This window comes from Pedomonas sp. V897, assembly GCF_051304405.1.
Lineage (GTDB): Bacteria > Pseudomonadota > Alphaproteobacteria > Sphingomonadales > Sphingomonadaceae > Pedomonas.
Genome location: NZ_JBPPGG010000004.1, coordinates 136,622 through 161,009, shown reverse-complemented (window position 1 = coordinate 161,009; position 24,388 = coordinate 136,622). Strand labels below are relative to the sequence as shown.

At 68.0% G+C, this 24,388-nt stretch carries 23 protein-coding genes and 1 other RNA gene; 16 read left to right on the top strand and 8 right to left on the bottom strand.

Features of this window, described 5'->3' with window-relative positions; all coding sequences use genetic code 11:
• Window positions 1-133 precede the first annotated feature (133 nt).
• The 3 genes from ACSJJU_RS11505 (at window position 134) to ACSJJU_RS11495 (ending at window position 3,638) form a co-directional block, all read left to right on the top strand.
• Window positions 134-1,066, top strand: a complete 933-nt coding sequence (locus ACSJJU_RS11505; RefSeq protein WP_435915620.1) for a hydroxymethylglutaryl-CoA lyase — start codon at window positions 134-136, stop codon at window positions 1,064-1,066.
• A gap of 325 nt (window positions 1,067-1,391) precedes the next feature.
• Entirely contained in the window at window positions 1,392-3,272 is a 1,881-nt protein-coding gene (locus tag ACSJJU_RS11500; protein WP_435915619.1) for an ABCB family ABC transporter ATP-binding protein/permease, read from the top strand.
• 177 nt (window positions 3,273-3,449) lie between these two features.
• Window positions 3,450-3,638, top strand: coding sequence for a hypothetical protein (locus ACSJJU_RS11495; RefSeq protein WP_435915618.1), 189 nt, complete (start codon window positions 3,450-3,452; stop codon window positions 3,636-3,638).
• A gap of 88 nt (window positions 3,639-3,726) precedes the next feature.
• On the opposite strand, the gene wrbA is transcribed toward ACSJJU_RS11495, so the two are convergent.
• A complete protein-coding gene (wrbA, locus tag ACSJJU_RS11490; RefSeq protein ID WP_435915617.1) occupies window positions 3,727-4,329 on the bottom strand; it encodes an NAD(P)H:quinone oxidoreductase in 603 nt (200 codons plus the stop codon).
• A gap of 424 nt (window positions 4,330-4,753) precedes the next feature.
• Between wrbA and ACSJJU_RS11485 the strand changes: the two genes are divergently transcribed.
• The 12 genes from ACSJJU_RS11485 (at window position 4,754) to ACSJJU_RS11430 (ending at window position 17,033) form a co-directional block, all read left to right on the top strand.
• Entirely contained in the window at window positions 4,754-6,460 is a 1,707-nt protein-coding gene (locus ACSJJU_RS11485) for an ABC transporter permease (RefSeq protein WP_435915900.1), read from the top strand.
• Window positions 6,461-6,512: 52 nt separating this feature from the next.
• Window positions 6,513-7,826, top strand: coding sequence for an ABC transporter ATP-binding protein (locus ACSJJU_RS11480; RefSeq protein ID WP_435915616.1), 1,314 nt, complete (start codon window positions 6,513-6,515; stop codon window positions 7,824-7,826).
• 141 nt (window positions 7,827-7,967) lie between these two features.
• Window positions 7,968-8,429 carry a hypothetical protein gene (locus ACSJJU_RS11475; protein ID WP_435915615.1) on the top strand — a complete coding sequence of 154 codons (462 nt, stop codon included), beginning with the start codon at window positions 7,968-7,970 and terminating at the stop codon, window positions 8,427-8,429.
• Between the two features lie 262 nt (window positions 8,430-8,691).
• Window positions 8,692-11,142, top strand: coding sequence for a patatin-like protein (locus tag ACSJJU_RS11470; RefSeq protein ID WP_435915614.1), 2,451 nt, complete (start codon window positions 8,692-8,694; stop codon window positions 11,140-11,142).
• Between the two features lie 84 nt (window positions 11,143-11,226).
• Window positions 11,227-12,555 carry a replication-associated recombination protein A gene (locus ACSJJU_RS11465; protein WP_435915613.1) on the top strand — a complete coding sequence of 443 codons (1,329 nt, stop codon included), beginning with the start codon at window positions 11,227-11,229 and terminating at the stop codon, window positions 12,553-12,555.
• 10 nt (window positions 12,556-12,565) lie between these two features.
• Window positions 12,566-13,444, top strand: a complete 879-nt coding sequence (locus ACSJJU_RS11460) for a hypothetical protein (protein WP_435915612.1) — start codon at window positions 12,566-12,568, stop codon at window positions 13,442-13,444.
• 15 nt (window positions 13,445-13,459) lie between these two features.
• Window positions 13,460-13,855 (top strand): fluoride efflux transporter CrcB, encoded by a 396-nt coding sequence (gene crcB / locus ACSJJU_RS11455; RefSeq protein WP_435915611.1) that lies wholly within the window; start codon window positions 13,460-13,462, stop codon window positions 13,853-13,855.
• On the top strand, window positions 13,852-15,021 hold the full coding sequence (locus tag ACSJJU_RS11450; protein WP_435915610.1) for an RluA family pseudouridine synthase: 1,170 nt from the start codon (window positions 13,852-13,854) through the stop codon (window positions 15,019-15,021). Before crcB ends, ACSJJU_RS11450 begins: the two co-directional genes overlap by 4 nt.
• Window positions 15,022-15,086: 65 nt before the next feature.
• Entirely contained in the window at window positions 15,087-15,758 is a 672-nt protein-coding gene (locus ACSJJU_RS11445; RefSeq protein ID WP_435915609.1) for an HAD-IA family hydrolase, read from the top strand.
• Window positions 15,755-15,985, top strand: a complete 231-nt coding sequence (locus ACSJJU_RS11440) for a hypothetical protein (protein ID WP_435915608.1) — start codon at window positions 15,755-15,757, stop codon at window positions 15,983-15,985. The genes ACSJJU_RS11445 and ACSJJU_RS11440 overlap by 4 nt, the downstream gene beginning before the upstream one ends.
• Entirely contained in the window at window positions 15,982-16,680 is a 699-nt protein-coding gene (locus ACSJJU_RS11435; RefSeq protein ID WP_435915606.1) for an ATP12 family chaperone protein, read from the top strand. Before ACSJJU_RS11440 ends, ACSJJU_RS11435 begins: the two co-directional genes overlap by 4 nt.
• A gap of 32 nt (window positions 16,681-16,712) precedes the next feature.
• Window positions 16,713-17,033: an acylphosphatase gene (locus ACSJJU_RS11430; protein WP_435915604.1), complete on the top strand. Its 321-nt coding sequence runs from the start codon at window positions 16,713-16,715 to the stop codon at window positions 17,031-17,033.
• Between the two features lie 273 nt (window positions 17,034-17,306).
• On the opposite strand, the gene ACSJJU_RS11425 is transcribed toward ACSJJU_RS11430, so the two are convergent.
• From ACSJJU_RS11425 to ACSJJU_RS11395, 7 genes are all read right to left on the bottom strand, one after another.
• A complete protein-coding gene (locus tag ACSJJU_RS11425; protein WP_435915603.1) occupies window positions 17,307-18,788 on the bottom strand; it encodes a Do family serine endopeptidase in 1,482 nt (493 codons plus the stop codon).
• A 36-nt stretch (window positions 18,789-18,824) separates the two neighbouring features.
• Window positions 18,825-19,466, bottom strand: a complete 642-nt coding sequence (gene gmk, locus ACSJJU_RS11420) for a guanylate kinase (RefSeq protein ID WP_435915601.1) — start codon at window positions 19,464-19,466, stop codon at window positions 18,825-18,827.
• A gap of 20 nt (window positions 19,467-19,486) precedes the next feature.
• Window positions 19,487-20,356: a YicC/YloC family endoribonuclease gene (locus ACSJJU_RS11415; RefSeq protein WP_435915599.1), complete on the bottom strand. Its 870-nt coding sequence runs from the start codon at window positions 20,354-20,356 to the stop codon at window positions 19,487-19,489.
• A 302-nt stretch (window positions 20,357-20,658) separates the two neighbouring features.
• Window positions 20,659-22,056 carry a class II fumarate hydratase gene (fumC, locus tag ACSJJU_RS11410; RefSeq protein WP_435915598.1) on the bottom strand — a complete coding sequence of 466 codons (1,398 nt, stop codon included), beginning with the start codon at window positions 22,054-22,056 and terminating at the stop codon, window positions 20,659-20,661.
• A 135-nt stretch (window positions 22,057-22,191) separates the two neighbouring features.
• On the bottom strand, window positions 22,192-22,707 hold the full coding sequence (locus tag ACSJJU_RS11405; protein WP_435915596.1) for an SspB family protein: 516 nt from the start codon (window positions 22,705-22,707) through the stop codon (window positions 22,192-22,194).
• A gap of 104 nt (window positions 22,708-22,811) precedes the next feature.
• Window positions 22,812-23,162: a transfer-messenger RNA gene (ssrA, locus tag ACSJJU_RS11400) on the bottom strand.
• Between the two features lie 185 nt (window positions 23,163-23,347).
• Complete coding sequence (locus tag ACSJJU_RS11395; protein ID WP_435915594.1) at window positions 23,348-23,662, bottom strand: hypothetical protein; 315 nt, start codon at window positions 23,660-23,662, stop codon at window positions 23,348-23,350.
• Window positions 23,663-23,836: 174 nt separating this feature from the next.
• On the opposite strand from ACSJJU_RS11395, the gene ACSJJU_RS11390 reads away from it, so the two are divergent.
• Complete coding sequence (locus ACSJJU_RS11390) at window positions 23,837-24,307, top strand: Lrp/AsnC family transcriptional regulator (protein ID WP_435915593.1); 471 nt, start codon at window positions 23,837-23,839, stop codon at window positions 24,305-24,307.
• Window positions 24,308-24,388: the final 81 nt, after the last annotated feature.

Sequence of the window (24,388 nt, the reverse complement as noted above, 5' to 3'; positions counted from 1 at the left end):
CCCGCCCGGACGGGTGCCGTTTTCTTTTGCGGGGGTGCTGCACCGGGCCCATATCCGCTATAAGGCCCGCAACACCGGCGGCAGACCGGGCTGACAGGAACCCGCGCACCACATGGGGAGACAACATCAGCCTATGCGTACAAATCCGAAATCCGTCGCCATCGTCGAGGTGGGCGCGCGCGACGGCCTCCAGAACGAGCCGGAGGTGTTCTCCACCGCAACCAAGGTGGAACTGCTCACCCGCATGATGGACGCCGGCGCAAGGCGGCTGGAGGTGGCCAGCTTCGTCCACCCCAAGCTGGTGCCGCAAATGGCCGATGCCGAAGCGGTGGTCGCCGCCCTGCCGGACCGGAAGGACACCAGCTACATCGGCCTCGTGCTCAACAAGCGGGGCCTGCTGCGCGCGCTCGCCACCCGCGAGGGCGGCCGGCGCGGCGTCGATGAGGCAGGGTGCGTCGCCGTCGCCAGCGACAGCTTCGGCCAGCGCAACCAGGGCCAGACCATCGAGGAGGCCATCCGCGAAGCCTCCGACAACCTCCGCCTCGCCCGGCAGGAAGGGCTGGTGCCGCAGGTGACGGTCTCCGTCGCCTTCGGCTGCCCGTTCGAGGGCGATGTGCCGCCCGCCCGCGTGCTCGACATCGTGCGGCGGCTGGCGGACAGCGAGCCGGACGAAATCGCCCTCGCCGACACCATCGGCGCCGCCGTGCCCGCCCAGGTAACCGACCTGTTCAGCCGCGTGCGCGAGGCGCTGCCCCGCACCATCCGCCTGCGCGCCCACTTCCACAACACCCGCAACACCGGCATCGCCAACGCCTGGGCGGCCTTCGAGGCGGGCGCCGAAGTGCTGGACAGCAGCGTCGGCGGGCTGGGCGGCTGCCCGTTCGCCCCGCGCGCCACCGGCAACATCGCAACCGAAGACCTGCTCTACCTGCTGGCCCGCTCGGGCGTCGCAACCGGCCTCGACCTCGACCAGACCATCGCCACCGCCCGGTGGTTCGAGGACGTGCGCGGCAAGCCCGCCGCCTCCATGCTGGCCAAGGCCGGGCCGTTTCCGTCCTGCGTGTAGGTCCTTCGTACAGGGGGAGAATTGCAGGAGGGTCTCGGACCCTCCTGCACCTCCCTTTCGTTTTTGGGACGTGCGCGTCCTGATGGGTGCGGTCCGGTGAACGGGCTTTTCAAACGGCCGTGTTTCCAGTGAACACCTGAAACACGGCCCGAGAAAACGAACGGGGTGCAGGGGTCCGCGACCCCTGCAAATAAACCCCTGCATCCCAAAATCCCCGATCCTGAAAATCCGGCGCCTCTGGTGCGGGCGCGCGCAAGATCCTATCTGGTAGGCATATGCCCCGGCGCGCCGGGCCGTTTTTGCTTGTGTGGAGGACAAAGCCCTCATGACCGCCCCCGCGCCGACCACCCCGACGCTCAACACGACACCCGCCGCCAGGAGCGCCTGGACGACCATCCGCCGTTTCGGCCCCTACCTGTGGCCGAAGCATGACCGCGGGCTGAAGCTCCGCATCATCATCGCGGCCATTCTCATGGTGCTGGCGAAGGCGACGGTGCTGGTGGTGCCGTTCTTCTTCAAGTGGGCGACGGACGCGCTCACCGCGCCGGGCGGCCCGGCCATCGCGCTGGCTGTCGGCCTCATCGGCGGCTACGCGGGCGTGCGCTTTGCCTCCAGCGTGTTCCAGTACACGCGCGACGCGGTTTACGTGCGCGTGGGCCAGCGCGCCATTCGCGGGCTGGCGCTCGACGTGTTCCGCCACCTGCACGCGCTGTCCCTGCGCTTCCATCTGGAGCGGCGCACCGGCGGCCTCTCCAAGGCGATCGAGCGCGGCACCAAGAGCATCGACGAGATGCTCTATTTCCTCGTGTTCAACATCGGCCCGACCATCATCGAGCTGATTGCCGTGTGCGTCATCTTCGGCGTCAATTTCGGCTGGGAGGTGGTGGCGATCACGGTGGGCTCCATCGGCTCCTACATCGTCTTCACCGCCGTGGTGACGGAGTGGCGCGCCAAGCTGCGCCGCGAGATGGTGGACCGGGACACCAAGGCCAACGCCCGCGCCATCGACAGCCTGCTGAATTTCGAGACGGTGAAATACTTCAACAACGAGGAGCACGAGTTCCGCCAGTATGACGGGGCGCTGCGCCGCTACGAGGACGCCGCCACCAAATCGGACTCCTCGCTCGCGCTGCTCAACATCGGCCAGGGCTTTCTCACCTCGCTCTGCCTGTTCGGCTGCATGGCGCTGGTCGCTGTGCGCATGGGCAACGGCACGGCCACGATCGGCGACGTGGTGCTGGTCAACACCATGCTTTTGCAGGTGTTCCGCCCGCTCGACATTCTGGGCTGGATCTACCGCGAGATCAAACAGGGCCTCGTCGACATGGAATTCATGTTCGGCCTGCTCGACCAGCCGCGGGAGGTGATCGACAAGCCGGGGGCGAAGGACATCGCCATCGTCGGGGCGCACATCCGCTTCGACAACGTGGTCTTCGCCTACGAGCCGCGCCGCACCATCCTGCACGGCATTTCCTTCGAGGTGCCGGCCGGGCACACGCTGGCGATCGTCGGCCCCTCGGGCGCGGGCAAGTCCACCATCTCCCGCATCCTGTTCCGCTTCTATGACATCACCTCGGGTCAGGTGACCGTCGATGGACAGGACATCCGCGACGTGACGCAGACCAGCCTGCGCCGGGCCATCGGCATCGTGCCGCAGGATACGGTGCTGTTCAACGACACCATCCGCTACAACATCGGCTATGGCCGCCCGGGCGCGACGCAGGCGGAAATCGAGGATGCCGCCCGCCGCGCCCAGATTCACGACTTCATCCTCAGCCTGCCCGACGGCTACGACACGGTGGTGGGCGAGCGCGGCCTCAAGCTCTCGGGCGGTGAGAAGCAGCGCGTGGCCATCGCCCGCACGCTGCTGAAGAATCCGCCGATCCTCATTCTGGACGAAGCCACCTCCGCGCTCGACACCCGCACCGAGCGGGAAATCCAGACGGCGCTCGACGCGGCCGCCGCCAACCGCACCACGCTCATCATCGCGCACCGCCTGTCCACCGTGGTCAGTGCGGACCGGATTCTGGTGCTGGAGGACGGCCGCATCGCCGAGCAGGGCACCCACGCCGAGCTGCTGGAGAAGCAGGGCCGCTACGCCGCCATGTGGGCAGCCCAGCAGCAGGAGGCGCAGGCGGCGGCCAGCGAGCCGGAGACCGAGACGGCCCTCGAGGGCAGCCGCGCCGCGCCCCAGCCCGCCGAATAACCGGCATAACCGGCATAACCGGCAGAATAATCGACAGGCGGAACGAGCCGGGCGCGGAATGGAGGGAACCTGCCTCAGCCTATGCCGTTGCACTTGCAGGAGCGCCCGCACTTGCAGGACTGCCCTGTGTGCGCGCTCCGGCCTCCAATACGCTCAAGCCTGAACGGGAGACTCATCATGAGCGAAAATGCTCGCGGCAAGGGTCGCAAACGCGCGCTTGGTCCCATCGGCGCACGCCAGATCCCAAGCATCGTGCAACCCTCCGGCCTGAATGTCGACGAGCTCGACGAACTGGAAAACCTGGCCCCGGAAGACACCGCGCCCCAGATGGGGATGGAAGACTCCTCCGAGGAGCAGGCAGGATAAACCTCGGCGCCGCCGGGTCGCGGCGGCGCTCCTTCACCCTCCCGCGCTTGCGCGTTCTGCCCGGTCTTTTTGCCCGGCTTTTCCGGCCTCAGCCCGGAAACAGCCTGGCGGCGATGTCCGCCACATGGCGGCCCTGGAAACGCGCGCCCGCCAGCTCGTTCTCGCTCGGCTGGCGCTTGCCGTCGCCGCCCGCGATGGTCGAGGCGCCGTAGGGCGAACAGCCGGTGATTTCGTCCATGGTCATCTGCCCGGCAAACGCATAGGGCAGGCCCACAATCACCAGCCCCAGATGCAGCAGTGTGGTGTGCATGGAGAGAACGGTGCTCTCCTGACCGCCATGCTGGGTGGCGGTGGAGGTAAAGACGCTGCCCACCTTGCCGTTCAGCGCGCCGCGCGCCCACAGGCCGCCGGTCTGGTCGATGAAATTCCGCATCTGGCTCGCCATCACGCCATAGCGGGTGGGCGCGCCGAAAATGAGGGCGTCGTAATCCGCCAGCTCCTGCGGCGACGCGACGGGCGCGTCCTGCTCCAGCTTCATGCCCGCCTTGCGCGCCACCTCCTCCGGCACCAGCTCGGGCACGCGCTTCACCGTGACCGTGCCGCCCGCCTCCCGCGCGCCGTCGGCAACCGCGTGCGCCATTTTCTCCACATGACCGTAGCTGCTGTAATAAAGAACCAGAACCCTTGCCATGGCCGCCTTCCCTTCGCCCATGAGAATTGCACAGGACCTCGGGCCGCGCGGGAATCCGGCGCAGCCGTAACCAGAACGGCCGGACCTGCCGCAAGGCTCCGCTCGGGGCAGGAAAAATTTGCGCCGCCGTGCCGATTTTCGAATTTTCAGGCCCTTTTTGGCCAGGGAAACCGGTTGACATCCGAAACGGCCGGAGTCATCTGAACGGCCTTCGCGTGTGTTGCGTGGCAACGATGCGAACTTTTGAACAAGGAACTCCAACCCCAATGCCAAGCGACAGTAGTCGATCTAACACGCCGCGGACGTCGCCAGGCGGGGCCTAGTTCCTGAACGGGCTCTCTCGTGGCGGCCGACGCGGCTGAACACGAGGTGAGCCATGGTCTTCTTTTTCGAAGATACCAGGGGCGCTCGTCCGCTTGCGCGCATGGTGCGCGAAGGCGGCGCGTCCTTTTGGGCTGATCTGGTGGCTTTTCTGCTTCTCGCCGGCGTGGCCGTTCTGGCCATGCATGGCGCCGGGCAGATGGCAAGGCCGCTTGCTCAGCTGAACACATCCCCTGTCACGCTCGATCCGGCCAACCTGCCGGACTATGCCCTGCGCACCACGCTGCGCATGTTCGCGGCGCTGGCCGCGTCCCTGATCTTCACCTTCACGGTGGCCACGCTCGCGGCCAAGAGCCGCAAGGCGGAGATGATCATCCTGCCCGCGCTGGACATTCTCCAGTCCGTCCCGGTGCTGGGCTTTCTGACCTTCACCGTGACGCTGTTCATGGGCCTGTTCCCGGGGCAGCAGCTCGGCGTTGAATGCGCGGCGATTTTCGCGATCTTCACCAGCCAGGCCTGGAACATGGCCTTCAGCTTCTACCAGTCGCTGCGCACGGTGCCTGCCGACCTCGCCGAAGTCTCGCAGCAGTTCGGCTTTTCCGCCTGGCGGCGCTTCATCCGGCTGGAGCTGCCCTTCGCCGCGCCAGGCCTCATCTGGAACATGATGATGTCCATGTCGGGCGGCTGGTTTTTCGTCGTCGCCTCGGAGGCGATCACCGTCGGCAACACGACCGTCACCCTGCCGGGGATCGGCTCGTGGCTGGCCCTCGCCATCGCGCAGGAGGATTTCCGCGCGGTCGCGCTGGCGGTCGGGGCAATGGCGCTGGTGATCCTGAGCTACGACCAGCTGTTTTTCCGCCCCATCGTCGCCTGGGCCGACCGGTTCCGGGTCGAGCAGTCCGCCGCCCAGACGCAGCCCCGGTCCTGGGTCTATGACATTGCCCGGCGCGCGCGCCTGCTGAAGGGGCTGCTCGCGTTGGCGATGCGCCCGTTCGGCCTTCTCGCCCGCATCCGGCTGCCGGAGCGGCCCCGCCGCCGCCGCGCCGCAACCGGCGGGGCGGGCGGGCGCCTGCTCGATGGCCTCTGGCTCGGCCTCGTCCTCGCCGCGTGTGCGGGCGCGGTCTGGCTCCTCGGCCGCTTCATCGCGCAGAACCTCGGCTGGGGCGACGTGGCGGCGGTCATCGGCCTCGGGCTGGCGACCATGGTCCGGGTCGCCGTGCTCATGGCCATTGCCAGCCTGATCTGGGTGCCGGTCGGCGTCTGGATCGGCCTGCGCCCCGCCTGGGCCGAACGGCTCCAGCCGCTGGCCCAGTTCCTGGCGGCCTTCCCCGCCAATCTGCTGTTCCCCTTCGCCGTGCTCACCATCGTCCGCTTCGATCTCGATCCCGATATCTGGTTGTCGCTGCTGATGGTGCTCGGCACCCAGTGGTACATCCTGTTCAACGTCATTGCCGGGGCGAGCGCCCTTCCCAACGACCTGAAGGAGGCCGGGCGCATTTTCGGCATCCGGGGCTGGCAGTGGTGGCGGCAGATCGGCCTGCCCGCGATCTTCCCCTACTACGTGACCGGCGCCATCACCGCCTCGGGCGGCTCCTGGAACGCGAGCATCGTTGCCGAGGCGGTCTCCTGGGGGAAGACGCATCTGGAGGCAACCGGCCTTGGCGCCTTCATCGCGACGGTGACCGAGGACGGTGACTTTCCGCGCGTCGCGCTTGGCATCGCGGTCATGTCGATCTTCGTCATCGGCTTCAACGCCGCCCTCTGGCGGCCGCTCTACCGCTACGCCGAGCGCCGCTTCCGCCTCGACTGACATCCCCCCCCTGATTTCCGTGTCCCCGACACTTCGGGAAAGGACTATCCCCATGAACAATTTCGCGCCTGTCTTTGCGCAGACCCTGCCGCTCGTCGATGTCCGCCATGTCCGCCACGTCTATGGCAAGGGCAGCGGCCCGGGCCTCACCGTGCTCGATGACGTCAACCTCACCCTCCACGACAACGAGATCGTCGGCCTGCTGGGCCGCTCGGGCTCGGGCAAGTCGACGCTGCTGCGCTCGATCGCCGGGCTGGTGCAGCCGTCCGAGGGCAGCATTTCCTTCCCACGCCCGCAGGGCCAGACCACCGTCAGCATGGTGTTCCAGAGCTTTGCGCTGTTTCCGTGGCTCACCGTCCTCCAGAATGTGGAGGTGGGGCTGGAGGCCAAGCGCGTCCCGCCCGAGGAACGGCGCCGGCGCGCGCTGGCCGCGATCGACCTCATCGGCCTCGACGGCTTCGAGAGCGCCTATCCCAAGGAGCTGTCCGGCGGCATGCGCCAGCGGGTGGGCATTGCCCGCGCCCTGGTTGTGGACCCGGACATCCTGCTGATGGACGAGCCCTTCTCCGCCCTCGACGTGCTTACCGCCGAGACGCTGCGCACCGATCTGCTCGACCTCTGGTCCGAGGGGCGGATGCCGATCAAGTCGATCCTGCTCGTCACGCACAACATCGAGGAGGCAGTGCTGATGTGCGACCGCATCCTCATCTTCTCCTCCAACCCCGGCCGGGTGGTGGCGGAGATCCGGGTCGATCTGCCGCGCCCGCGCAACCGGCAGGACCCCGCCTTCCGGGCGATGGTCGAGGACATCTATGCGCGCATGACCGCCCGGGCCGCGCCCGGCCAGCCGCGCGAGGGGCTGTTCCCCGACGCGGGGCTCGGCATGGCGCTGCCGCGGGTCTCGACCAACGCCATGGCCGGCCTGATCGAGGCGCTGGCGGCGGAGCCCTACAACGGCACGGCGGACCTGCCGCAACTGGCGGACCAGACTCACTACGAGGTGGACGAGCTGTTCCCGATCGCCGAGGTGCTGCAACTCTTCCGCTTCGCCGAACTGGAAGGCGGCGACCTCCGGCTGCTGCCCGCCGGGCGGCGCTTCGCCGCCGCCGACGTGGACGCGCGCAAGCAGCTTTTCGCCCGGCATCTGCTGGCCTGCGTGCCCCTTGCCGCCCATATCCGCCGGGTGCTGGACGACCGGGCCAGCCATCACGCCCCGGCCAGCCGCTTTATCGACGAAATTCAGGATTTCCTCGATGAGGTGTCGGCCACCCGCACGCTGAACACGGTGATCCAGTGGGGCCGTTACGCCGAAATCTTCGCCTACGACGAAAACGCCAGCCTGTTCAGCCTCGATAACCCCACATGACCGGAAGGGCTGAGCAGGCCGAAATGACTGGGGCTCTGCCGCAGGGCGGGCAGGAACCTGCCCCTCCCCCATCCGTTGGCTTTGAGCCGGCAGACTCCTGCCGTCTTCAAGAAGCCCAGGATACCCATAGGGGAGATGACCATGACTCAGGACCGCAAGGATCAGAACCAGCGTCAGCAGAGCCAGCAAAACCAGCAGAAGCAGCAGGATCAGCAGGGACGCCAGCAGAGCCAACAGGGCCAGCGTGGTCAGCAGCAGGGCCAGGAGAGCCAGCGCGGCCAGCAGGGCCAGTTCAGCCAGCAGGATCAGGCGGACCAGCAGAGCCAGACCGGTCAGCGCGGCCAGCAGTTCAGCCAGTCCGACCAGGGCCGGCAGGGCGGCTACGGCGACCAGTCCGGCCTCGGCCAGAGTGACCAGATCGGCCAGCAGGGCGGCCAGACCGGCCAGCAGGGCCAGAGCGGTCAGAGCGGCCAGGGCGGCCGTATGGGCCAGACCGGCCAATCCGGCCAATCCGGCCAATCCAGCCAGTCCGGCCAGACAGGTCGGACAGGTCAGACCGGCCAACCGGGTCAGGGCTCCAAGCTGCGGGACGAAGACCGGTAAAGCCTGCCCGCATGGCTCCGGCGGAACGCCACAGCCCCCCGCTGCGGTCAAGCCGTCCTTCACCCCGCCCCTCTGGCCTCCCGGCCGGGGGGTGGGGTTATTTTTTGCTCCGCTTCCTCCCGCCGGGTTGTACACTTGGCCGGCATGGCCAATCGTGCCACAGGCATGACGGGAGTGGGGACCAATGAATCTGTTCGGCTTTCGCTCCTGGCGCAGACGCCGCACCTCCGATAGGGTGCCGGCGCAGGAGCAAGGCAAGGGCATGAAGGAAAAGGAACTCCGGCTGGCGCTGGTGTGCTACGGCGGCGTCTCGCTCGCTGTCTACATGCACGGCATCACCAAGGAGATCTGGAAGCTGCAACGCGCCTCCAAGGCGTGGCGGGACACGCGGGAGCTGCCCCCGGACCAGCGCAGCGCGGCGCTCGATCGCGACACCCGGGTTCTGGACACGGAAAAGGTCTATTTCGCGCTGCTCGCCCGCCTTGCCGAAACGGTGGAGCTGCGCGTGCTGGTGGATGTGATCGCCGGTGCGTCCGCCGGCGGCATCAACGGCGTGTTTCTCGCCAAGGCCATCGCCGAGGACCTGTCGCTCGAACCCCTGACCGACCTGTGGATGCGCAACGCCGATGTGGAAAGGCTGCTCGATCCCCATCAGGCGGCGACCCCCTGGAGCAAGGCCTACATGCGCCCGCTGCTCTGGCTCTACGAGCGCTGGCGCGCGCGCCGCGTCGCGGAGAACAGCGCCATCGACACCGACACCGCCGAGGAAGTGCACGCCAAGTTCTCGGCGCTGGTGCGCTCGCGCTGGTTCGAGCCGCCCTTCTCCGGCCAGGGCTTCGCCGAACTGCTCTACGAGGGGCTGGAAGCCATGGACCAGACGCGGGTGCGCTCCGGCTCGCTGCTGCCCCCGGGCCACCCGCTCGACCTCATGGTCACCGTGACCGACTATCACGGCCACAACCAGACGCTGCGGCTCCACTCCCCGCCGCGCATCAACGAGCGCGAGCACCGGCTGGTCATCTCGTTCCACGATCCCGGCACCCATCCGCTCGGCCAGCGCAAACTGGCCGAGAACGCCAGCCTCGCCTTCGCCGCCCGCGCCACCGCCTCGTTTCCCGGCGCCTTTCCGCCCGCGCGGCTGGCGGAGATCGACGGCATTCTCGCCGCGCGCGGGCAGGTGTGGCGGGCCCGCTCCGCCTTCATCGAGCAGCTGTTCCCCACCTGGACGCTGGACGGGCGCGACCCGGCCACCATTCCGCTCATCGACGGCAGTGTGCTCAACAACAAGCCGTTCGACGCCGCCATCCAGGCGCTCCAGAACCGCACCGCCCACCGCGAGGTGGACCGCCGCATCGTCTACATCGAGCCCTATCCGAAGGATCTGCAATCCCGCCGCGACGAGGAGGCCTCGTTCTTCGGGGCCATCGTCAGCGCCCTGTCCACCATCCCGCGCCAGCAGCCGATCCGCGACGATCTGGAGCGGTTGCAGGATCTGAGCGCCCACCAGGCCAATGTGCGCGCCATCATCAACAGCCTTACGCCCGATATCGACGCCGCCATCGAGGATGCCTTCGGCGAGCGCCTCAATGTGAAACGCGCCCGGCCCGAGACCATCGCCCAGTGGCGCATCCTCGCCCAGCAGCGGCTGGCGGACCGCTCCGGCTTCACCTACAAGGGCTACGCCGAGCTGAAGGTGGCGCGGACGCTGGAGGAAATCGCCGCCCTGCTCTGCACCCTCAGCAACCGCAGAAGCAGCACCGCCCAGCACGACATGCTCCAGCTTGTCCGCCACTGGGCGCACGAGGCGAAGATCCTGCCGCTCGGGGAATTCGGCCCGCACTTCAGCGAGCACCTGGGCGAGCACCTGCCCTGGCTGCAATTCCTGCGCCGGTTCGACCTCGGGTTCCGCATCCGCCGCCTGCGCTTTGTCATCCGCCGCGTCAACGAACTGTACGGCTCCCTCGGGCTCGTCAGCCACCCGGCGCTCGACGTGGCCAAGCAGCAGCTCTACGCCGCGCTCGCGCCGCTGTTGCAGCGCCAGACCGGCACCGCCCCTGAGCTGCACTATCTGGAAGGCCTCTCCCGCCTGCACCTCGACCCCTCCACGGCCATCACCGCGCTGGGCGACGCCCTCAAGCTGGTGGCGCTGGACGAGGAGGTGGACCGGCGCATGGCCGAATGTGTCATCGCCATGCCCGACCCGGAGGTGGGCCGCCAGGTGCTGCTCGCCTTCCTCGGCTTTCCGTTCTTCGATCTGGTGACCCTGCCCATGCTCGATCCGGGCGCCGAGGAAATGGAAGGCATCAAGGTGGACCGCCTGTCGCCCTCCGACGCCACCTCGCTGCGCGACGGCGGCCCGGAGGCCACGCTGAAGGGCGTGCAGTTCGCCACCTTCGGCGCCTTCCTCTCCCGCGCCTATCGGGAGAACGACTACCTGTGGGGCCGCCTGCATGCCGCCGAGCGGCTCATCGACATCGTGCTCTCCAGCGCCGCACCCGCCGTGCGCCTCTCCCCGCAGGACGTGGCGCGCTTCAAGCGCGACGCCTTCCTCGAAATCCTGAACGCCGAGCGCCCGCGCCTGCGCCGCGTCACCGGGCTCATCGACCAGCTGCTGGCGGAGGTCTACGCCCGTCCCCCCGAGGACGCGGCCGCCGGCGAGCCCGCCCCCGAGCCGGACCTGCCCGCCGACACCCCCGCCCCGGCAGCGTCATAGGGACTCGCCCGGGGGACCGCCCCCCTGGCACCCCGCCGATTTTTAGACATTTCCCCCCGGCACCGGGCGCGATAGAACGGGCCCATGTCCGACCTGTTTGGAAACAGCCCGCCGCCTGAGTCCGCCGTGAAGGCCGAGCGCCAGCCGCTGCCGGAGCGGCTGCGCCCCCGCGCGCTTGAGGATGTGGTGGGACAGGAGCATCTGACCGGCCCCAACGGCGCTCTCACCCGGATGCTGGCGGGCGGCAAGCTGCCGAGCCTCATCCTGTGGGGCCCGCCCGGCACCGGCAAGACCACCATCGCCCGCCTGCTGGCGGACCGGGTGAATTTGCATTTCGTGCAGATCTCCGCCGTGTTCTCGGGCGTTGCCGACCTCAAGAAGGCGTTCGACCAGGCCCGCCAGCGCGCGCGCATGGGCGAGGGCACGCTCCTGTTCGTGGACGAAATTCACCGCTTCAACCGCAGCCAGCAGGACGGCTTCCTCCCCTACGTGGAGGACGGCACCGTCACCCTCGTCGGCGCGACAACGGAGAACCCCTCGTTCGAGCTGAACGCGGCGCTGCTCTCGCGCACGCAGGTGCTGGTGCTGAACCGGCTGGACGAGACGGCGCTCGGGAAACTGCTCGACCGGGCCGAGGAGGCGACCGGGAAACCGCTCCCGCTCACGCCGGAGGCCCGCGCCGCGCTCGTCGGCATGGCGGACGGGGACGGGCGCTTCCTGCTCAACAGCGCCGAGATGCTGCTGGGCCTGCCGGTCGATGGCCCCATGGATACGGCCGCCCTCTCGGAAGTTCTGGCGCGCCGCCTGCCGGTTTACGACAAGGACCGGGAAGGCCACTACAACCTGCTCAGCTGCTTCCACAAATCCCTGCGCGGCAGCGACGTCAACGCCGCCATGTACTGGGCGGCGCGGATGATCGCGGGCGGCGAGGAGCCGACGACCATTTTCCGCCGCCTCGCCTGCGCCGCGTCGGAGGACGTGGGCATGGCCGACCCGCAGGCGATGGTGCAGGTGATCACCGCCTGGCAGGCGTTCGAGCGGGTGGGCTGGCCGGAGGGGCGGCTGTTCCTCGCCCAGGCCATCGCCTACGTGGCGACGGCCCCCAAGTCCAACGCCGCCTACACCGCGTTCAACGAAGCGCTGGCGCTGGCGAAGCAGACCGGCTCGCTCGCCCCGCCCAAGCATATCCTAAACGCCCCGACCAGGCTGATGAAGGAGCTGGGCTACCACGAGGGCTACAAGTACGACCACGACTTCCCCGACGCCTTCTCGGGGCAGGAATTCTTCCCCGAGCCGCTGGCCGGCCCCAACCGGCCGGACTTCTACCGCCCCAACGAGCGCGGCTTCGAGCGCGACATCCGCAAGCGGCTCGACTACTGGGAGGGTTTGCGGCGCAAGCGGCGATCGGAATAGGAGACGCCGTTTGCGGGAACGCGCGTTCGACAGGTTCATCGCCATCGACTGGTCGGGAGCGGCGGGCCGCCGCCATCGCGCCATCGAGGTTGCCGAATGTGCCCCCGGCCGCGACGCCCCCGTCCGGGTCGCCCCGCCCGGGGGATGCTGGTCACGCGAGGCCGTGCTGGCGTTCGTGACAGCGCAGGCGGGCACCCGCGCGCTCATCGGTTTCGATTTTTCCTTCGCGCCGCCATATCTGGACCGGGGCCATTACCTGCCGGGCTGCCCCCACCAGACCGCCCCCGCCTTCTGGGCCTTCGTGGACGCCGAAGCGCCCGATGAAGACCTGGGCGCTGCCCGCCTCATCGAGACGGCGTTGCGGCCGCATTTCTACTTCGGCGCCTCCTGCGGCGCGCGCGCCCCCTTCGCGCGCCTGCGCCGGTGCGAGGCGCAGGTCCGGCGCCACGGCCTCGGCACGCCCTCGTCCCTTTTCGTGTGCATCGGCAGCAGTCAGGTGGGCAAGGCGAGCCTTGCAGGTATGCGCCTGCTCCACCGGCTGCGGGCCAGCGGCATCGCGGTCTGGCCGTTCGATCCCCTGCCCGCCCGGGGCCCGGTGGTGGTGGAGATTTTCCCGCGCCTGTTCATCCGCCGCGCCCTTGCCGGCCATGGCGGGCGCGCCAACGGCAAGATTGCCAGCCGGGACAGCCTCAACCGCGCGCTCGGCCAGCTCGGCGCTGATCCCGCCGACCCGGCGCGCCCGCTCACCAGGGCGGACAACCATCTCGCCGATGCGCTCGTCAGCAGCGCCGGGTTGCGTCATCTGGCGGAAGACCCGCGCGTCTGGCAGCCTGACGGCCTCACGCCGATAATCGCCCGCACCGAAGGATGGATTTTCGGCGTCGCTTGAGCAAAAAGGCATAGCATGACACTGGTTTCTCCCGTTCAGGCCATCGGCCTTGTCGCCCTCGGCGGCGGCATCGGCGCGACCGGCCGCTATCTCCTCGGCAAGGCGTTCTTCGCGTTGGCCGGAGGCGCTTTTCCATGGGGCACACTGGCGGCAAATGTGCTAGGAGGCCTCTTGATGGGCATCCTGACTGAGGTGCTGGCCCTGCGGGGCGGCAGCGAAGCCCTGCGCCTGTTTCTGGCGGTGGGCGTGCTCGGCGGTTTCACGACCTTTTCGAGTTACAGTCTGGAACTCGCATTAATGTTGGAAAAGGGCCAGTTTTCCACGGCGGCGCTGTACGCGGCAGGCTCGGTGCTTGCCTCGCTTCTGGCGCTTTTCCTTGGGCTGTGGCTGGTAAGGACGGTTTGGGCATGAGTAACGTAACCGAGGCGGTGGTATCGGAGGAGGACGACGGCATCCGCGTGGACCGCTGGTTCAAGCGGAACCGGCCGGACGTGTCCTTCACCCTCGTCGCCCGCTGGGCGCGCACCGGCGCGCTGCGGCTGGACGGCCGGAAAGTGACCCCCGGCGACCGGCTGGCGGCCGGGCAGGTGCTGCGGATTCCGCCCGTCGAGGAGGTGGAGGAGCGCCCCGCCGTCTGGAGCCGCCCGGTCGTCGAGCTGACCCCGGACGAGATCGAATACGCCCAGAGCCTGGTCATTCACCGGGACGATTACGCCATCGTCATCAACAAGCCGCCGGGTCTCGCGACGCAGGGCGGCACCAAGACGAAAAACCACGTGGACCGGCTGCTGGACGCCCTCAAGTTCGGCCGCCCGGACAAGCCGCGCCTCGTCCACCGGCTGGACAAGGACACCTCCGGCGTGCTGCTGCTCGCCCGCACCGCCAACGCCGCCGGTTTCTTCTCCAAGGCCTTCGCGGGCCGCACCGCCAAGAAGGGGTACTGGGCGCTGGTGGTGGGTGACCCCCAGCCGGACGAGGGCCTGATCGTCGCCCCGCTCGCCAAGATGCCGGGCACCGGCGGCGAGAAGATGACCATCGACGAGAAGAACGGCCTGCCCGCCAAGACCCGCTACCGCGTCATCGAGCGCGCGGGCACCCGCGCCGCCTGGGTGGAGTTCGAGCCGCTCACCGGCCGCACCCACCAGATCCGCGTGCACGCCGCCGAAGCACTCGGCTGCCCCATCGTGGGCGACGCCAAATACGGCGGGGCCGACGCCTTCCTCACCGGCGGCGTCAGCCGCAAGCTGCACCTGCACGCCCGCTCGCTCACCATCGAGCACCCGTCGGGCAAGCCGCTCTCCATCACCGCGCCCATGGCCCAGCACATGCGGGACAGCTGGGAGATGTTCGGCTTCGCCGACGACGCCCCGCCGCGCGAGGACGACGTGCTGTTCGACCCGCTGGCGGAGAGCGGCGTTGCCGCAGGCGATCTGGCCGCCAGCCGCAAGGGCCCGCACAAGCGCACCGCCTTCAAGGCCCGCACCGGCGACGATTATGTCAAGGCCCGCCAGTTCGCCAAGCGCAACAGCCGCCGCGGCGCACGGCGTCTGAAGAAGCCCAAGGGCCGCCCGTCCTGAGGCGGACGCGACCGGGCGTGGAGCAACACCGGAGCAGGACAGAGCAGATCAGAGCAGCGCCGCGCATGACCCGCGATCCCCTTCTCGTCGTCTTTGATTGCGACGGCACCCTGGTGGACAGCCAGGCCAACATCGTCCAGGCCCTCGCCCTGTGCTTCGACAAGCACGGGCTGGAGGCACCCTGCGCCCAGGCGGCCCGGCGCATCGTCGGCCTGTCGCTGGTGGAGGCCATGCGGGCCATCCTGCCCGACGCCGAGCCGGACCTGCACCTCGTGCTGGCCGAGGAGTACAAGCTCGCCTTCCAGAAGTTGCGGGCGACGGGCGGGCTGAGCCACGAGCCCCTGTTCGACGGCACCCGCGAGGTGCTGGAGACGCTGGAAGCGCAGGGCTCGCTTCTGGGCATCGCCACCGGCAAGTCCGATCGCGGCTTGCAGCTGTGCCTTGCCGAGCACCGCATCGAACGCCACTTCGTGACGCTGCAAACGGCGGACCGGCACCCCTCCAAGCCGCACCCCTCCATGCTGCACGCGGCCATGACGGAGACCGCCTCCGACCCCCAGCGTACCGCCATGGTGGGCGACACGGTCTACGACATCCAGATGGCCGTGGCGGCCGGCGTCCTGCCCGTGGGCGTCGCCTGGGGCTACCACGACCCGGACGAGCTGCGCGCCGCCGGCGCCGTCGCCGTCATCGAACGGTATGAGGAACTGCACGACGTGCTGGAGCACCACCTGTGACCCGGTCCCACAAGATTCTGCTCGCCCTTGGCGGCATCGCCAGCGTTGTCCTGCTCGCGCTCGCCATCACGGTGCTGGCCCGGCTGGAGCTGGGCGCGCTCATCGGCTATGGCGAGGCCGAAACCCGGCGGCTGGGCATCAAGATGCTCGTCGCCTCCGTGGCGCTGATGTTCGCCCTCAGCCTGTGGGGCTTGCGGCTCATGCTGAAGGATTCGATGACGCAATGAAACGCTTCTACAAGCAGGTCTCCGTCGCCCCCACGGAGGGCGGCTTCCAGATCCATCTGGACGGGCGGCCGGTGCGCACCCCCTCCAAGGCGGTGCTGGTGGTGCCCGCCGGGGCGCTGGCCGAGGCCATGGCCGCGGAGTGGGACGCGCAGACCGACACCATCGATCCGGCCGCCATGCCGCTCACCCGCCACGCCAACACCGCCATCGACCGGGTCTCGCCCCAGCGCGCGGCGGTGGTCGGGGAAATCAGCCGCTACGGCGAGAACGACCTGATCTGCTACCGCGCCGAATGGCCCACGGACCTTGCCGAACGGCAGGCCCGCACCTGGAACCCGCTGGTGGACTGGGCCCGCCGTCGCTACGACGTCAACCTCACCGTGACCGCCGGCATCATGCACCGCCGGCAGGGGGAGGATGCGCTCCAGCGCCTCGCCCGCGCCGTTGACAGCCTGTCGGACTGGGAGCTGGCACCCCTCCACACCCTCACCACCATCACCGGCTCGCTGGTGATCGCGCTGGCGCTGCGGGAGGGGGAAATCAGCCCCGAGGCCGCCTTCGAGGCCGGGCAACTGGACGAACTCTACCAGGTGGAAAAATGGGGCGAGGACTCGCTGGCGCAAAAGGCGCGCGAGAGCCGGCGCGCCGACCTGCTGGCCGCCGCCCGCTTTCTCGCGCTGCTGCGCGCGGCCTAGCCCCTTCCCCCCGAGAACAGGGAGCGAGCGACATGACCGAAGACTCTTCCCTTCCCGCCAACCCCCTCCCCTCCGGGCACAAGGCCGTGCGCGCCCGCATCTCCGGCCGGGTGCAGGGTGTGTGGTACCGCAAGTGGACCGTCCTCAACGCCACCGAACTGGGGCTGGACGGCTGGGTCCGCAACCGGGAGGACGGCACGGTCGAGGCCCTGTTCGTCGGCCCCGAAGCCACCGTCGACGAGATGATCCGCCGCTGCTGGCAGGGGCCGGAACACGCCCGGGTGACCGACATCGCCCTTGAGCCCTCGCCCGGCATCACGCCGAAGGGCTTCGTGCAGAAACCGACGGTCTGATTTTCCTGTTTTGATTTTTTCAGGGGATTTTTGCAGAGGGTCACGGACCCTCTGCACTCCCTTCGTTTTTCGGGACGTGCGCGGGAAAGACCGGGTGCATCCCGATGAACCCATAAAAAAGGGCCGCGCCCTTCATGAAGAACACGGCCCTTTGAATCGATTGGGAGGTTGCCAGGAGGGGAGTGATCGTTTGTGCGCCTCCGCGCAGGGGCCATTGAATGTGCGCCTCCGCGCACGGGGCCCCTCCTGCAAAAAATCCCCTCAAAAAAACCCCTACTGGCGGCAGGTGATGTAGGCGGGCGGGCGCACCGCGCATTCGCCGCGCTGGTTGCCGCGCTGGAAGCGGAAGGAGATGGCACCCGATCCGCTCTTGGACAGCACCGATTGCAGCTGGTCCACCGTCGCGATGGCGGTGCCGTTGACCGCCTCGATGATGTCGCCGGGCTGGAGCACACCCAGCCGCGCCGCCGGGGAGTTGGCCGCCATTTCGAGGATCACCACGCCCTGCTCCGGCAGGCCGCCGCCCAGTTCCATGGCGAAGGCGGGCGAGAGGTTGCCCACCTGCACGCCGGAGAACAGGTGATTGCCGCGCAGCACGGTCAGGTTGCGCGGCGGCACCTCCGGCGGCGGGGACATCTTGACCTTGATGTTCTGCGCCTTGCCGTCGCGCAGCACGGTGAAGATGGCCGTGGAGCCGATGTTCTTGGTCGCGACGCGGAACTGAAGTTCGGAGCTGTCGGTCACTTCCTTGCCGTCGATGGCGGTGATGACGTCGCCCGCCCGCAGGCCCGCCGCCGCCGCCGGAGACTTGGCGCTCAGCCGGTTGACCAGCACGCCGCGCGGCCGGTCGAGGCCCAGCCCCGCCGCGATATCCGAATCGACCGCCTGACCCTCGACGCCGACCCACGGGCGCACCAGCTTGCCGGTGCCCGCCGCGCCGATGATCGACTTGACCATGTTCACCGGCACGGCAAAGCCGACGCCGACCGACCCGCCGGTGGGCGAGGCGATGAAGGTGTTGATGCCGATCAGCTCGCCCGCCAGGTTGACCAGCGCGCCGCCCGAGTTGCCGGGGTTAATGGCCGCGTCCGTCTGGATGTAATACTGGTAGCCGGTCGGCCCGCCGCCGGAGCGCACCGCCGAGACGATGCCCTGCGTCACGGTCTGGCCCACGCCGAACGGGTTGCCGATGGCGAGCGTGATGTCGCCCACCTGCAACCGGTCGCTGTCGCCCAGCAGCATCACCGGCAGATCCTTGCCCTTGGTGTCGATCTGCACCAGCGCCAGGTCCGAACGCTGGTCCTGAAGGATCACCTTGCCCTCGAACTCGCGCCGGTCCGCCAGCACCACGATGATCTCGTCCGCGTCGCCCACCACGTGGCGGTTGGTGACGATGAGGCCGTCCGAGCGCACGATCACGCCGCTGCCCAGCGAGTTCTGCACCCGGGGCTGGGCCTGCCGTCCGCCGAAGAAGAAGCGGAAGAAGGGGTCATCCATCAGCGGCTGACGCTGGATCACCTTCTTGGTGTAGATGTTCACCACCGAGGGGGAGACCCGCTGCACCACCGGCGCGTAGGAAAGCTGCACCTGCGCGGTCGATGTGGGCGTGACCCGCTGGGTCTGGGTTTCGCTCGTCTGGGCGGTCTGCGCTTCCGCCACCGACCCGTTGCTTGTCCCGTCCGGCCCGGTGGTGACGCCCCAGGCGAGCCCGAGGCCCGCCACCAATCCAGTGCCTAGCCACATCAGTGATCGCATTGAGCAGCCTCTTATGGTTATGACATCCCAGCCTATTTAGGTATCGAGCATACCCTTCACAAACTCCGCCAGGCCGATTTGTCGAGCCCGCTTGAGCCGCTCCGCCGCCAGAATGGTTTTCACCTGCGACAAGCAGCGTTCCAGATCGTCGTTGACCAGCACGTAGTCATACTCGGCCCAGTGGCTGATCTCGTCCGCCGCGCGCGCCATGCGGCCCGCGATCACTTCGTCGGAATCCTGCGCCCGGCTGCGCAGCCGGTGCTCCAGCGCCTGCATGGAGGGCGGCAGGATGAACACCCGCACCAGATCCCCCTGCACCTGCTGCGCCAGCTGCTGCGTGCCCTGCCAGTCAATGTCGAACAGCACGTCCCGGCCTTCGGCCAGCGCCTGCTCCACCGGGCCGCGCGGCGTGCCGTAGCGGTTGGAGAACACCGTCGCCCATTCGAGAAAGGCGCCGTCGCGCACCATGTCGTCGAACTCGGCGTGGCTGACGAAGTAGTAATCCTTGCCGTGCGCCTCGCCGGGGCGCGGCGGGCGGGTCGTCGCCGAGACGGACATGACGATGTTGCTGTCGTCCTTGAGCAGCAGGCGCGACAGGGTCGACTTGCCCGCCCCCGACGGAGACGACAGCACAAACATCAAACCACGGCGCACGCCGGAGGAAACCACCGAGGGCATAGACTTCCGCCTTCCACAAACTACTCGATATTCTGAACCTGCTCGCGGAGTTGATCGATCGTCGCCTTCAGGTCAAGGCCGACCCGGTTCAGCTCCACGGTGGCGGACTTGTTGCACAGGGTCGTCGCCTCCCGGTTCAGCTCCTGCGCCAGGAAGTCGAACTTGCGGCCCACCGGCCCGCCCGCGCGCAAAAGCGCCTGCGCCTGCTCCACATGGGCCTTGAGCCGGTCCAGCTCCTCGCGCACGTCCGCCTTCACCGCGATCAGCGCCACCTCCTGCGCCAGCCGGTCCGGGTCCACCCGCCTGTCTCCGGCGAGCAGACTCTCGATCTGCGCCTCCAGCCGCTGGCGGATCATGGCGGGCTGCTCGCGCGACGCCGCTTCCGCCTCGCCGTGCAGAACGGAAATCCGGTCAAGGAGCGACGCCAGCAGCGCGGCGATCTTCTCACCCTCCAGCGCCCGGTGCGCCCTCAGTTCGCCAACCGCCTTTTCCAGATCCGCCAGAATGGCGGCATGAAGCGCGGCGCGTGCCTCCTCGCCCAGCGCCGGCTCCCCCTCCACCACGCCCCTGAGGGCCAGGAGTTCCGCCGGACCGGGCTTCGGCAGGCCGTAGGTTTCCGCCAGCGCCAGCGCCGCCCGCGCATACTGGTCCAGCAAATCGCGATTGAGGGAAAGGCCGCCAGTGCCCGCGGCGGGCGTCACCGTCAGCGCCGCATTGACCGAACCGCGCGCCAGCCGCGCCTGCGACACCGCGCGGACCTGAGGCTCCAGCGCCTCGAAACCACCCGGCAGGCGCAGCCGCACCTCCAGACTGCGGCCGTTGACCGATTTCACTTCCCAGGCCCAGGACCACCCCTCGGCCTCGCCGCTCGTGCGGGCAAAGCCCGTCATGCTGTGCAATGCTATTTCCATGCCCCCGTGTGTGCCAGCACTGCGCCCCGGACGCAAAGGGGAATCGTTGCCGCAACGGATGAGGAAGGACACGGGGATTTGTTTTGCAGAGGGTCGCGGACCCTCTGCACTCCCTCCCTTTTTCGGGACGTGCGCGGGAAAGACCGGGTGCATCCCGATCAACCCATTTGAACAGGGCCGCGCCCCTGGTTTGAAGGACACGGCCCCTTTGAATCGAACGGAAGGTGCAGGAGGGGTAAGCCCCTCCTGCAATCAAACCTCATTCAAACACCGCTCCGCCCTCACGCCCCGGAGGGGCCGAGCATCTTCTCGGGCCGCACCACGGCGCGGAAGCGTTCCTCGGTGATCAGGCCCAGCGCCAGCCCGGCCTCCAGCAGGGTGGTGCCGTTGTGGTGGGCGTGTTTGGCGATCTTTGCGGCGTTGTCGTAGCCGATCTCGGGCGCGAGCGCCGTCACCAGCATCAGGCTTTCGTTGATGATGGCGTCGATGCGCTCCCGGTTCGGCTCGATGCCGGCGACGCAGCGGTCGGTGAACGAGCGCGCCCCGTCCGCCAGCAGGCGGATGGATTGCAGCACGTTGTAGGCGATCACCGGCTTGAACACGTTCAGCTCGAAGTGGCCCTGCGCGCCCGCCACCGTCACGGTGGTGTGGTTGCCCATCACCTGCGCCGCCACCATGGTGAGGCTTTCCGCCTGCGTGGGGTTCACCTTGCCCGGCATGATGGAGGAGCCCGGCTCGTTCTCGGGCAGCTTCAACTCGCCCAGCCCGCAGCGCGGCCCGCTGCCGAGCAGGCGGATATCGTTGGCGATCTTGTTGAGGCTGACGGCGATGGTGTTGAGCGCGCCGGACAGTTCCACCATGGCGTCGTGGGTGGCCAGCGCCTCGAACTTGTTGGGGGCGGTGACGAACGGCAGGCCGGTCAGCTCCCGCAATTCCAGCGCGATGGCCTCGGCCCAGCCCTGCCGGGTGTTGAGGCCGGTGCCGACCGCCGTGCCGCCCTGCGCCAGTTCGTAGACGCGCGGCAGCGCCGCCTTCAGCCGCTCGATCCCGGCGGCGACCTGGTGAGCATAGCCGGAGAACTCCTGCCCCAGCGTTACCGGGGTTGCGTCCTGAAGGTGGGTGCGGCCGATCTTGATGATGTCCGCCCAGCTTTCCGCCTTGGCCTCCAGCGCCTCCTGAAGGTGGAGGAGCGCCGGGATCAGCCGCTCCACCACCTCGCGGGCGGCGGCCACGTGCATGGCGGTGGGGAAGGTGTCGTTGGAGGACTGGGAGCGGTTCACATGGTCGTTGGGGTGCACCGGATGCTTGCCGCCCCGGACGCCCAGCAGGATCTCGTTGGCGCGGCCCGCGATCACCTCGTTGGCGTTCATGTTGCTCTGGGTGCCGGAGCCGGTCTGCCACACCACCAGCGGGAACTCGTCGTCGTGGCGGCCTTCGGCCACCTCGCGCGCGGCCGTTTCGATGGCCTGCGCCAGCTGGCCTTCCAGGTCGCCGAAGCGCGCGTTGACCCGCGCCGCGGCCCATTTGATGTAGCCCAGCGCATGGATGAGCGGCGGCGGCATCCGCTCGCCCCCGATGGGGAAGTTCTGGATGGATCGCTGCGTCTGCGCGCCCCAGTAGCGCTCGCCGGGCACGTCGATGGGGCCGAAGCTGTCGGTTTCCGTGCGCGTTGTCATCATCCGCTCCTTACCCGTCCATCCGCCCCGCACGACGCGATGGCGCTGCTGTGCTCAGGTAAGTGCGATCACGAAAGGATCAAGGCGCCACAAGGATCGCAGCGGGGAGGCTGGACAACAGGAGCGCGGGCGCCCCGGTCAGGACTTCTTGCGGAAGCGGTCGAGCGTGATGACGTTGCTGCTGCCGCCCTCGTCTGCCGGCGCGTCGCCGGATGCGGGCGCGGGCGCGGCCGGTTCCTCCGCCTGGGGCGCGGGCGTTTCGTCCGGCACCGCCTGCGGCAGAACCTCGGCCTCGGGCGGCTGGAATTGCAGGCCGAAGTTCACGGCCGGGTCCACGAAGCCCACCAGCGCCGCATAGGGCACCACGATGTGGGCCGGCACCTGGTTGAACGACAGGCTCACCTCGAAGAAGTCCTCGTGCACATGCAGATCCCAGTAGCGGTTCTGCAGCACGATGGTGATCTCGTCCGGGTACTTCTCAAGGAGCTGCTTGGGCAGCACCACGCCCGGATAGCGGGTCTTGAAGGCGATGTAGAAGTGGTGCTGGCCGGGCAGGCCGCCCTTTTCCACCGACTTGAGCACGCGGGCCACCACGCTGCGCAGCGCAGCCTGGACATAGTCTTCGTAAGGGATGAGCGATTCTGTCGTCACCATGTCACCGTGCGGCACAGCCCCGTTGGCGTCAAGCGGCGGGTTCGCCCGCTGCCGAAATATCAGTAAAATGGAGGGACTTCTGTTGCCCGGCGCCCTCCCTGCCGCGTTAGTGCTTCTGTTGCCCGGTGCACCACGAACCGCGCTTTGGTTGAAGTAACCCTATCCTATCGGATCAGGTTACGCGGCCAGAGCGAATGCCTCGTTATCGTTGGCATTTGTCGATTTGACCGGTTTAACGGCTCAGTCGGGCCGGGCGAAGGTCGTCGTCTTTGAACACACGTCGATCCTAGTTCACCCCCATCAGAAACGTCGCATCCTCCTGCGACGGCGCTTGTGGTGGAGGTGCCGGGTACCGCCCCCGGGTCCGCTGTGTCTATTCCACGACACCGTTTATCGCCATAGCCGCGCGAGGCGGCACACCGAATATAGGGGAGACCCGGTCGGATTTGAAGGCCCGGATTGAAACAGGGCCCCAGAAATATACGGACCAATGAGAGCGGGCCAGACGACACAGGGCCGGCCAAACAGCAGAACACCGGCCCGCGGGTGGCGGACCGGTGCTCTGTGAGGACCCGCAACCGTACATCCGGGTTGCGGGAACCGGGTGCCCTGACGCCCCGTCAAGACGGGGCCGGGGCCCTTAGATCAGAACTTCGGTAAACTCCATGACGCCGCCGGCCGCATTGGCGCGGGCCTTCCGCATGGCCTGAAACAGCCGCACGTTCCGCACCACCACCATCTGCTTCATCTTGGCGGCGATGACCCGGGCGGAGGCATAGTCCAGGTCCGGCACGGTCACCTCCACCTGAAGGGCCTCCTCGTCGAGGCGGTGGGCAGCCAGGCTCTCGGGAATGTGGTTGTTCATCGCGAAGAACTCCAGCACGCGCGACAGCGCGCCCGGATCCTGCTCCGTCACCACCTGGTAGGCATATCCCTGATCGCTCGGCATCACCATGACCGCACCTCAACTCCTTCCGACATCTCTCTGTCTGGCATCTCTCCGGGGCAGATTTTGCCCCTTCTCGGACTGGTTATAGCGTGGAGCCGTTGGTTTTTCTTTTCTTTTTCGGAGCATTTCGCTAAGATAATGCAAAATTAATGCACAGTTTCTCAATCGGTGAGTTTATTAATGCAAGCGACCCTTGACCGTACCGACCGCAAGATCCTCGCCCTGCTCCAGAAGGACGCCAGCCTGTCGGCAGCGGAGATCGCCGAGCAGGTGGGGCTGTCCCAGTCGCCGTGCTGGCGGCGCATCCAGCGCCTCAAGGAGGAAGGCTACATCCGGGCGCAGGTGGCCCTGCTCGACCGCAAGAAGCTGGGGCTGAACACCCAGATCTTCGCGCAGGTGAAGCTCTCCGCCCACGGCCGCCAGCACATGGACGAGTTCACCGCCGCCGTCCGCGAGATCCCGGAGGTGCTGGAGTGCTACGTCATGATGGGGGAGACGGACTTCAACCTGCGGATCGTCGCCGCCGACGTCGAAGCCTACGAGCGGTTCTTCTTCGAAACCCTCTCCAAGCTGCCCGGCGTGCAGGAAATCAAGTCCACCATCGCGCTGAGCGAAATCAAGAACACCACCGCCCTGCCGGTCGGGGTGTAGCCCCCCACTGTCCTCCCACTGCCCCCCACTGACAGCAAGGCCGAACCTGACAGAAAGGATAGTCCCTGCCGCTTGCGACGC

What these genes read in the sequence shown, in the direction of transcription:
- ACSJJU_RS11505 (WP_435915620.1), top strand. Translation starts at nt 134, where the DNA reads ATGCGTACAAATCCGAAATCCGTCGCCATCGTCGAGGTGGGCGCGCGC.
- ACSJJU_RS11500 (WP_435915619.1), top strand. Translation starts at nt 1,392, where the DNA reads ATGACCGCCCCCGCGCCGACCACCCCGACGCTCAACACGACACCCGCC.
- ACSJJU_RS11495 (WP_435915618.1), top strand. Translation starts at nt 3,450, where the DNA reads ATGAGCGAAAATGCTCGCGGCAAGGGTCGCAAACGCGCGCTTGGTCCC.
- wrbA (WP_435915617.1), bottom strand. Translation starts at nt 4,329, where the DNA reads ATGGCAAGGGTTCTGGTTCTTTATTACAGCAGCTACGGTCATGTGGAG.
- ACSJJU_RS11485 (WP_435915900.1), top strand. Translation starts at nt 4,754, where the DNA reads ATGGTGCGCGAAGGCGGCGCGTCCTTTTGGGCTGATCTGGTGGCTTTT.
- ACSJJU_RS11480 (WP_435915616.1), top strand. Translation starts at nt 6,513, where the DNA reads ATGAACAATTTCGCGCCTGTCTTTGCGCAGACCCTGCCGCTCGTCGAT.
- ACSJJU_RS11475 (WP_435915615.1), top strand. Translation starts at nt 7,968, where the DNA reads ATGACTCAGGACCGCAAGGATCAGAACCAGCGTCAGCAGAGCCAGCAA.
- ACSJJU_RS11470 (WP_435915614.1), top strand. Translation starts at nt 8,692, where the DNA reads ATGAAGGAAAAGGAACTCCGGCTGGCGCTGGTGTGCTACGGCGGCGTC.
- ACSJJU_RS11465 (WP_435915613.1), top strand. Translation starts at nt 11,227, where the DNA reads ATGTCCGACCTGTTTGGAAACAGCCCGCCGCCTGAGTCCGCCGTGAAG.
- crcB (WP_435915611.1), top strand. Translation starts at nt 13,460, where the DNA reads ATGACACTGGTTTCTCCCGTTCAGGCCATCGGCCTTGTCGCCCTCGGC.
- ACSJJU_RS11450 (WP_435915610.1), top strand. Translation starts at nt 13,852, where the DNA reads ATGAGTAACGTAACCGAGGCGGTGGTATCGGAGGAGGACGACGGCATC.
- ACSJJU_RS11445 (WP_435915609.1), top strand. Translation starts at nt 15,087, where the DNA reads ATGACCCGCGATCCCCTTCTCGTCGTCTTTGATTGCGACGGCACCCTG.
- ACSJJU_RS11435 (WP_435915606.1), top strand. Translation starts at nt 15,982, where the DNA reads ATGAAACGCTTCTACAAGCAGGTCTCCGTCGCCCCCACGGAGGGCGGC.
- ACSJJU_RS11430 (WP_435915604.1), top strand. Translation starts at nt 16,713, where the DNA reads ATGACCGAAGACTCTTCCCTTCCCGCCAACCCCCTCCCCTCCGGGCAC.
- ACSJJU_RS11425 (WP_435915603.1), bottom strand. Translation starts at nt 18,788, where the DNA reads ATGCGATCACTGATGTGGCTAGGCACTGGATTGGTGGCGGGCCTCGGG.
- gmk (WP_435915601.1), bottom strand. Translation starts at nt 19,466, where the DNA reads ATGCCCTCGGTGGTTTCCTCCGGCGTGCGCCGTGGTTTGATGTTTGTG.
- ACSJJU_RS11415 (WP_435915599.1), bottom strand. Translation starts at nt 20,356, where the DNA reads ATGACGGGCTTTGCCCGCACGAGCGGCGAGGCCGAGGGGTGGTCCTGG.
- fumC (WP_435915598.1), bottom strand. Translation starts at nt 22,056, where the DNA reads ATGATGACAACGCGCACGGAAACCGACAGCTTCGGCCCCATCGACGTG.
- ACSJJU_RS11405 (WP_435915596.1), bottom strand. Translation starts at nt 22,707, where the DNA reads ATGGTGACGACAGAATCGCTCATCCCTTACGAAGACTATGTCCAGGCT.
- ACSJJU_RS11395 (WP_435915594.1), bottom strand. Translation starts at nt 23,662, where the DNA reads ATGGTGATGCCGAGCGATCAGGGATATGCCTACCAGGTGGTGACGGAG.
- ACSJJU_RS11390 (WP_435915593.1), top strand. Translation starts at nt 23,837, where the DNA reads ATGCAAGCGACCCTTGACCGTACCGACCGCAAGATCCTCGCCCTGCTC.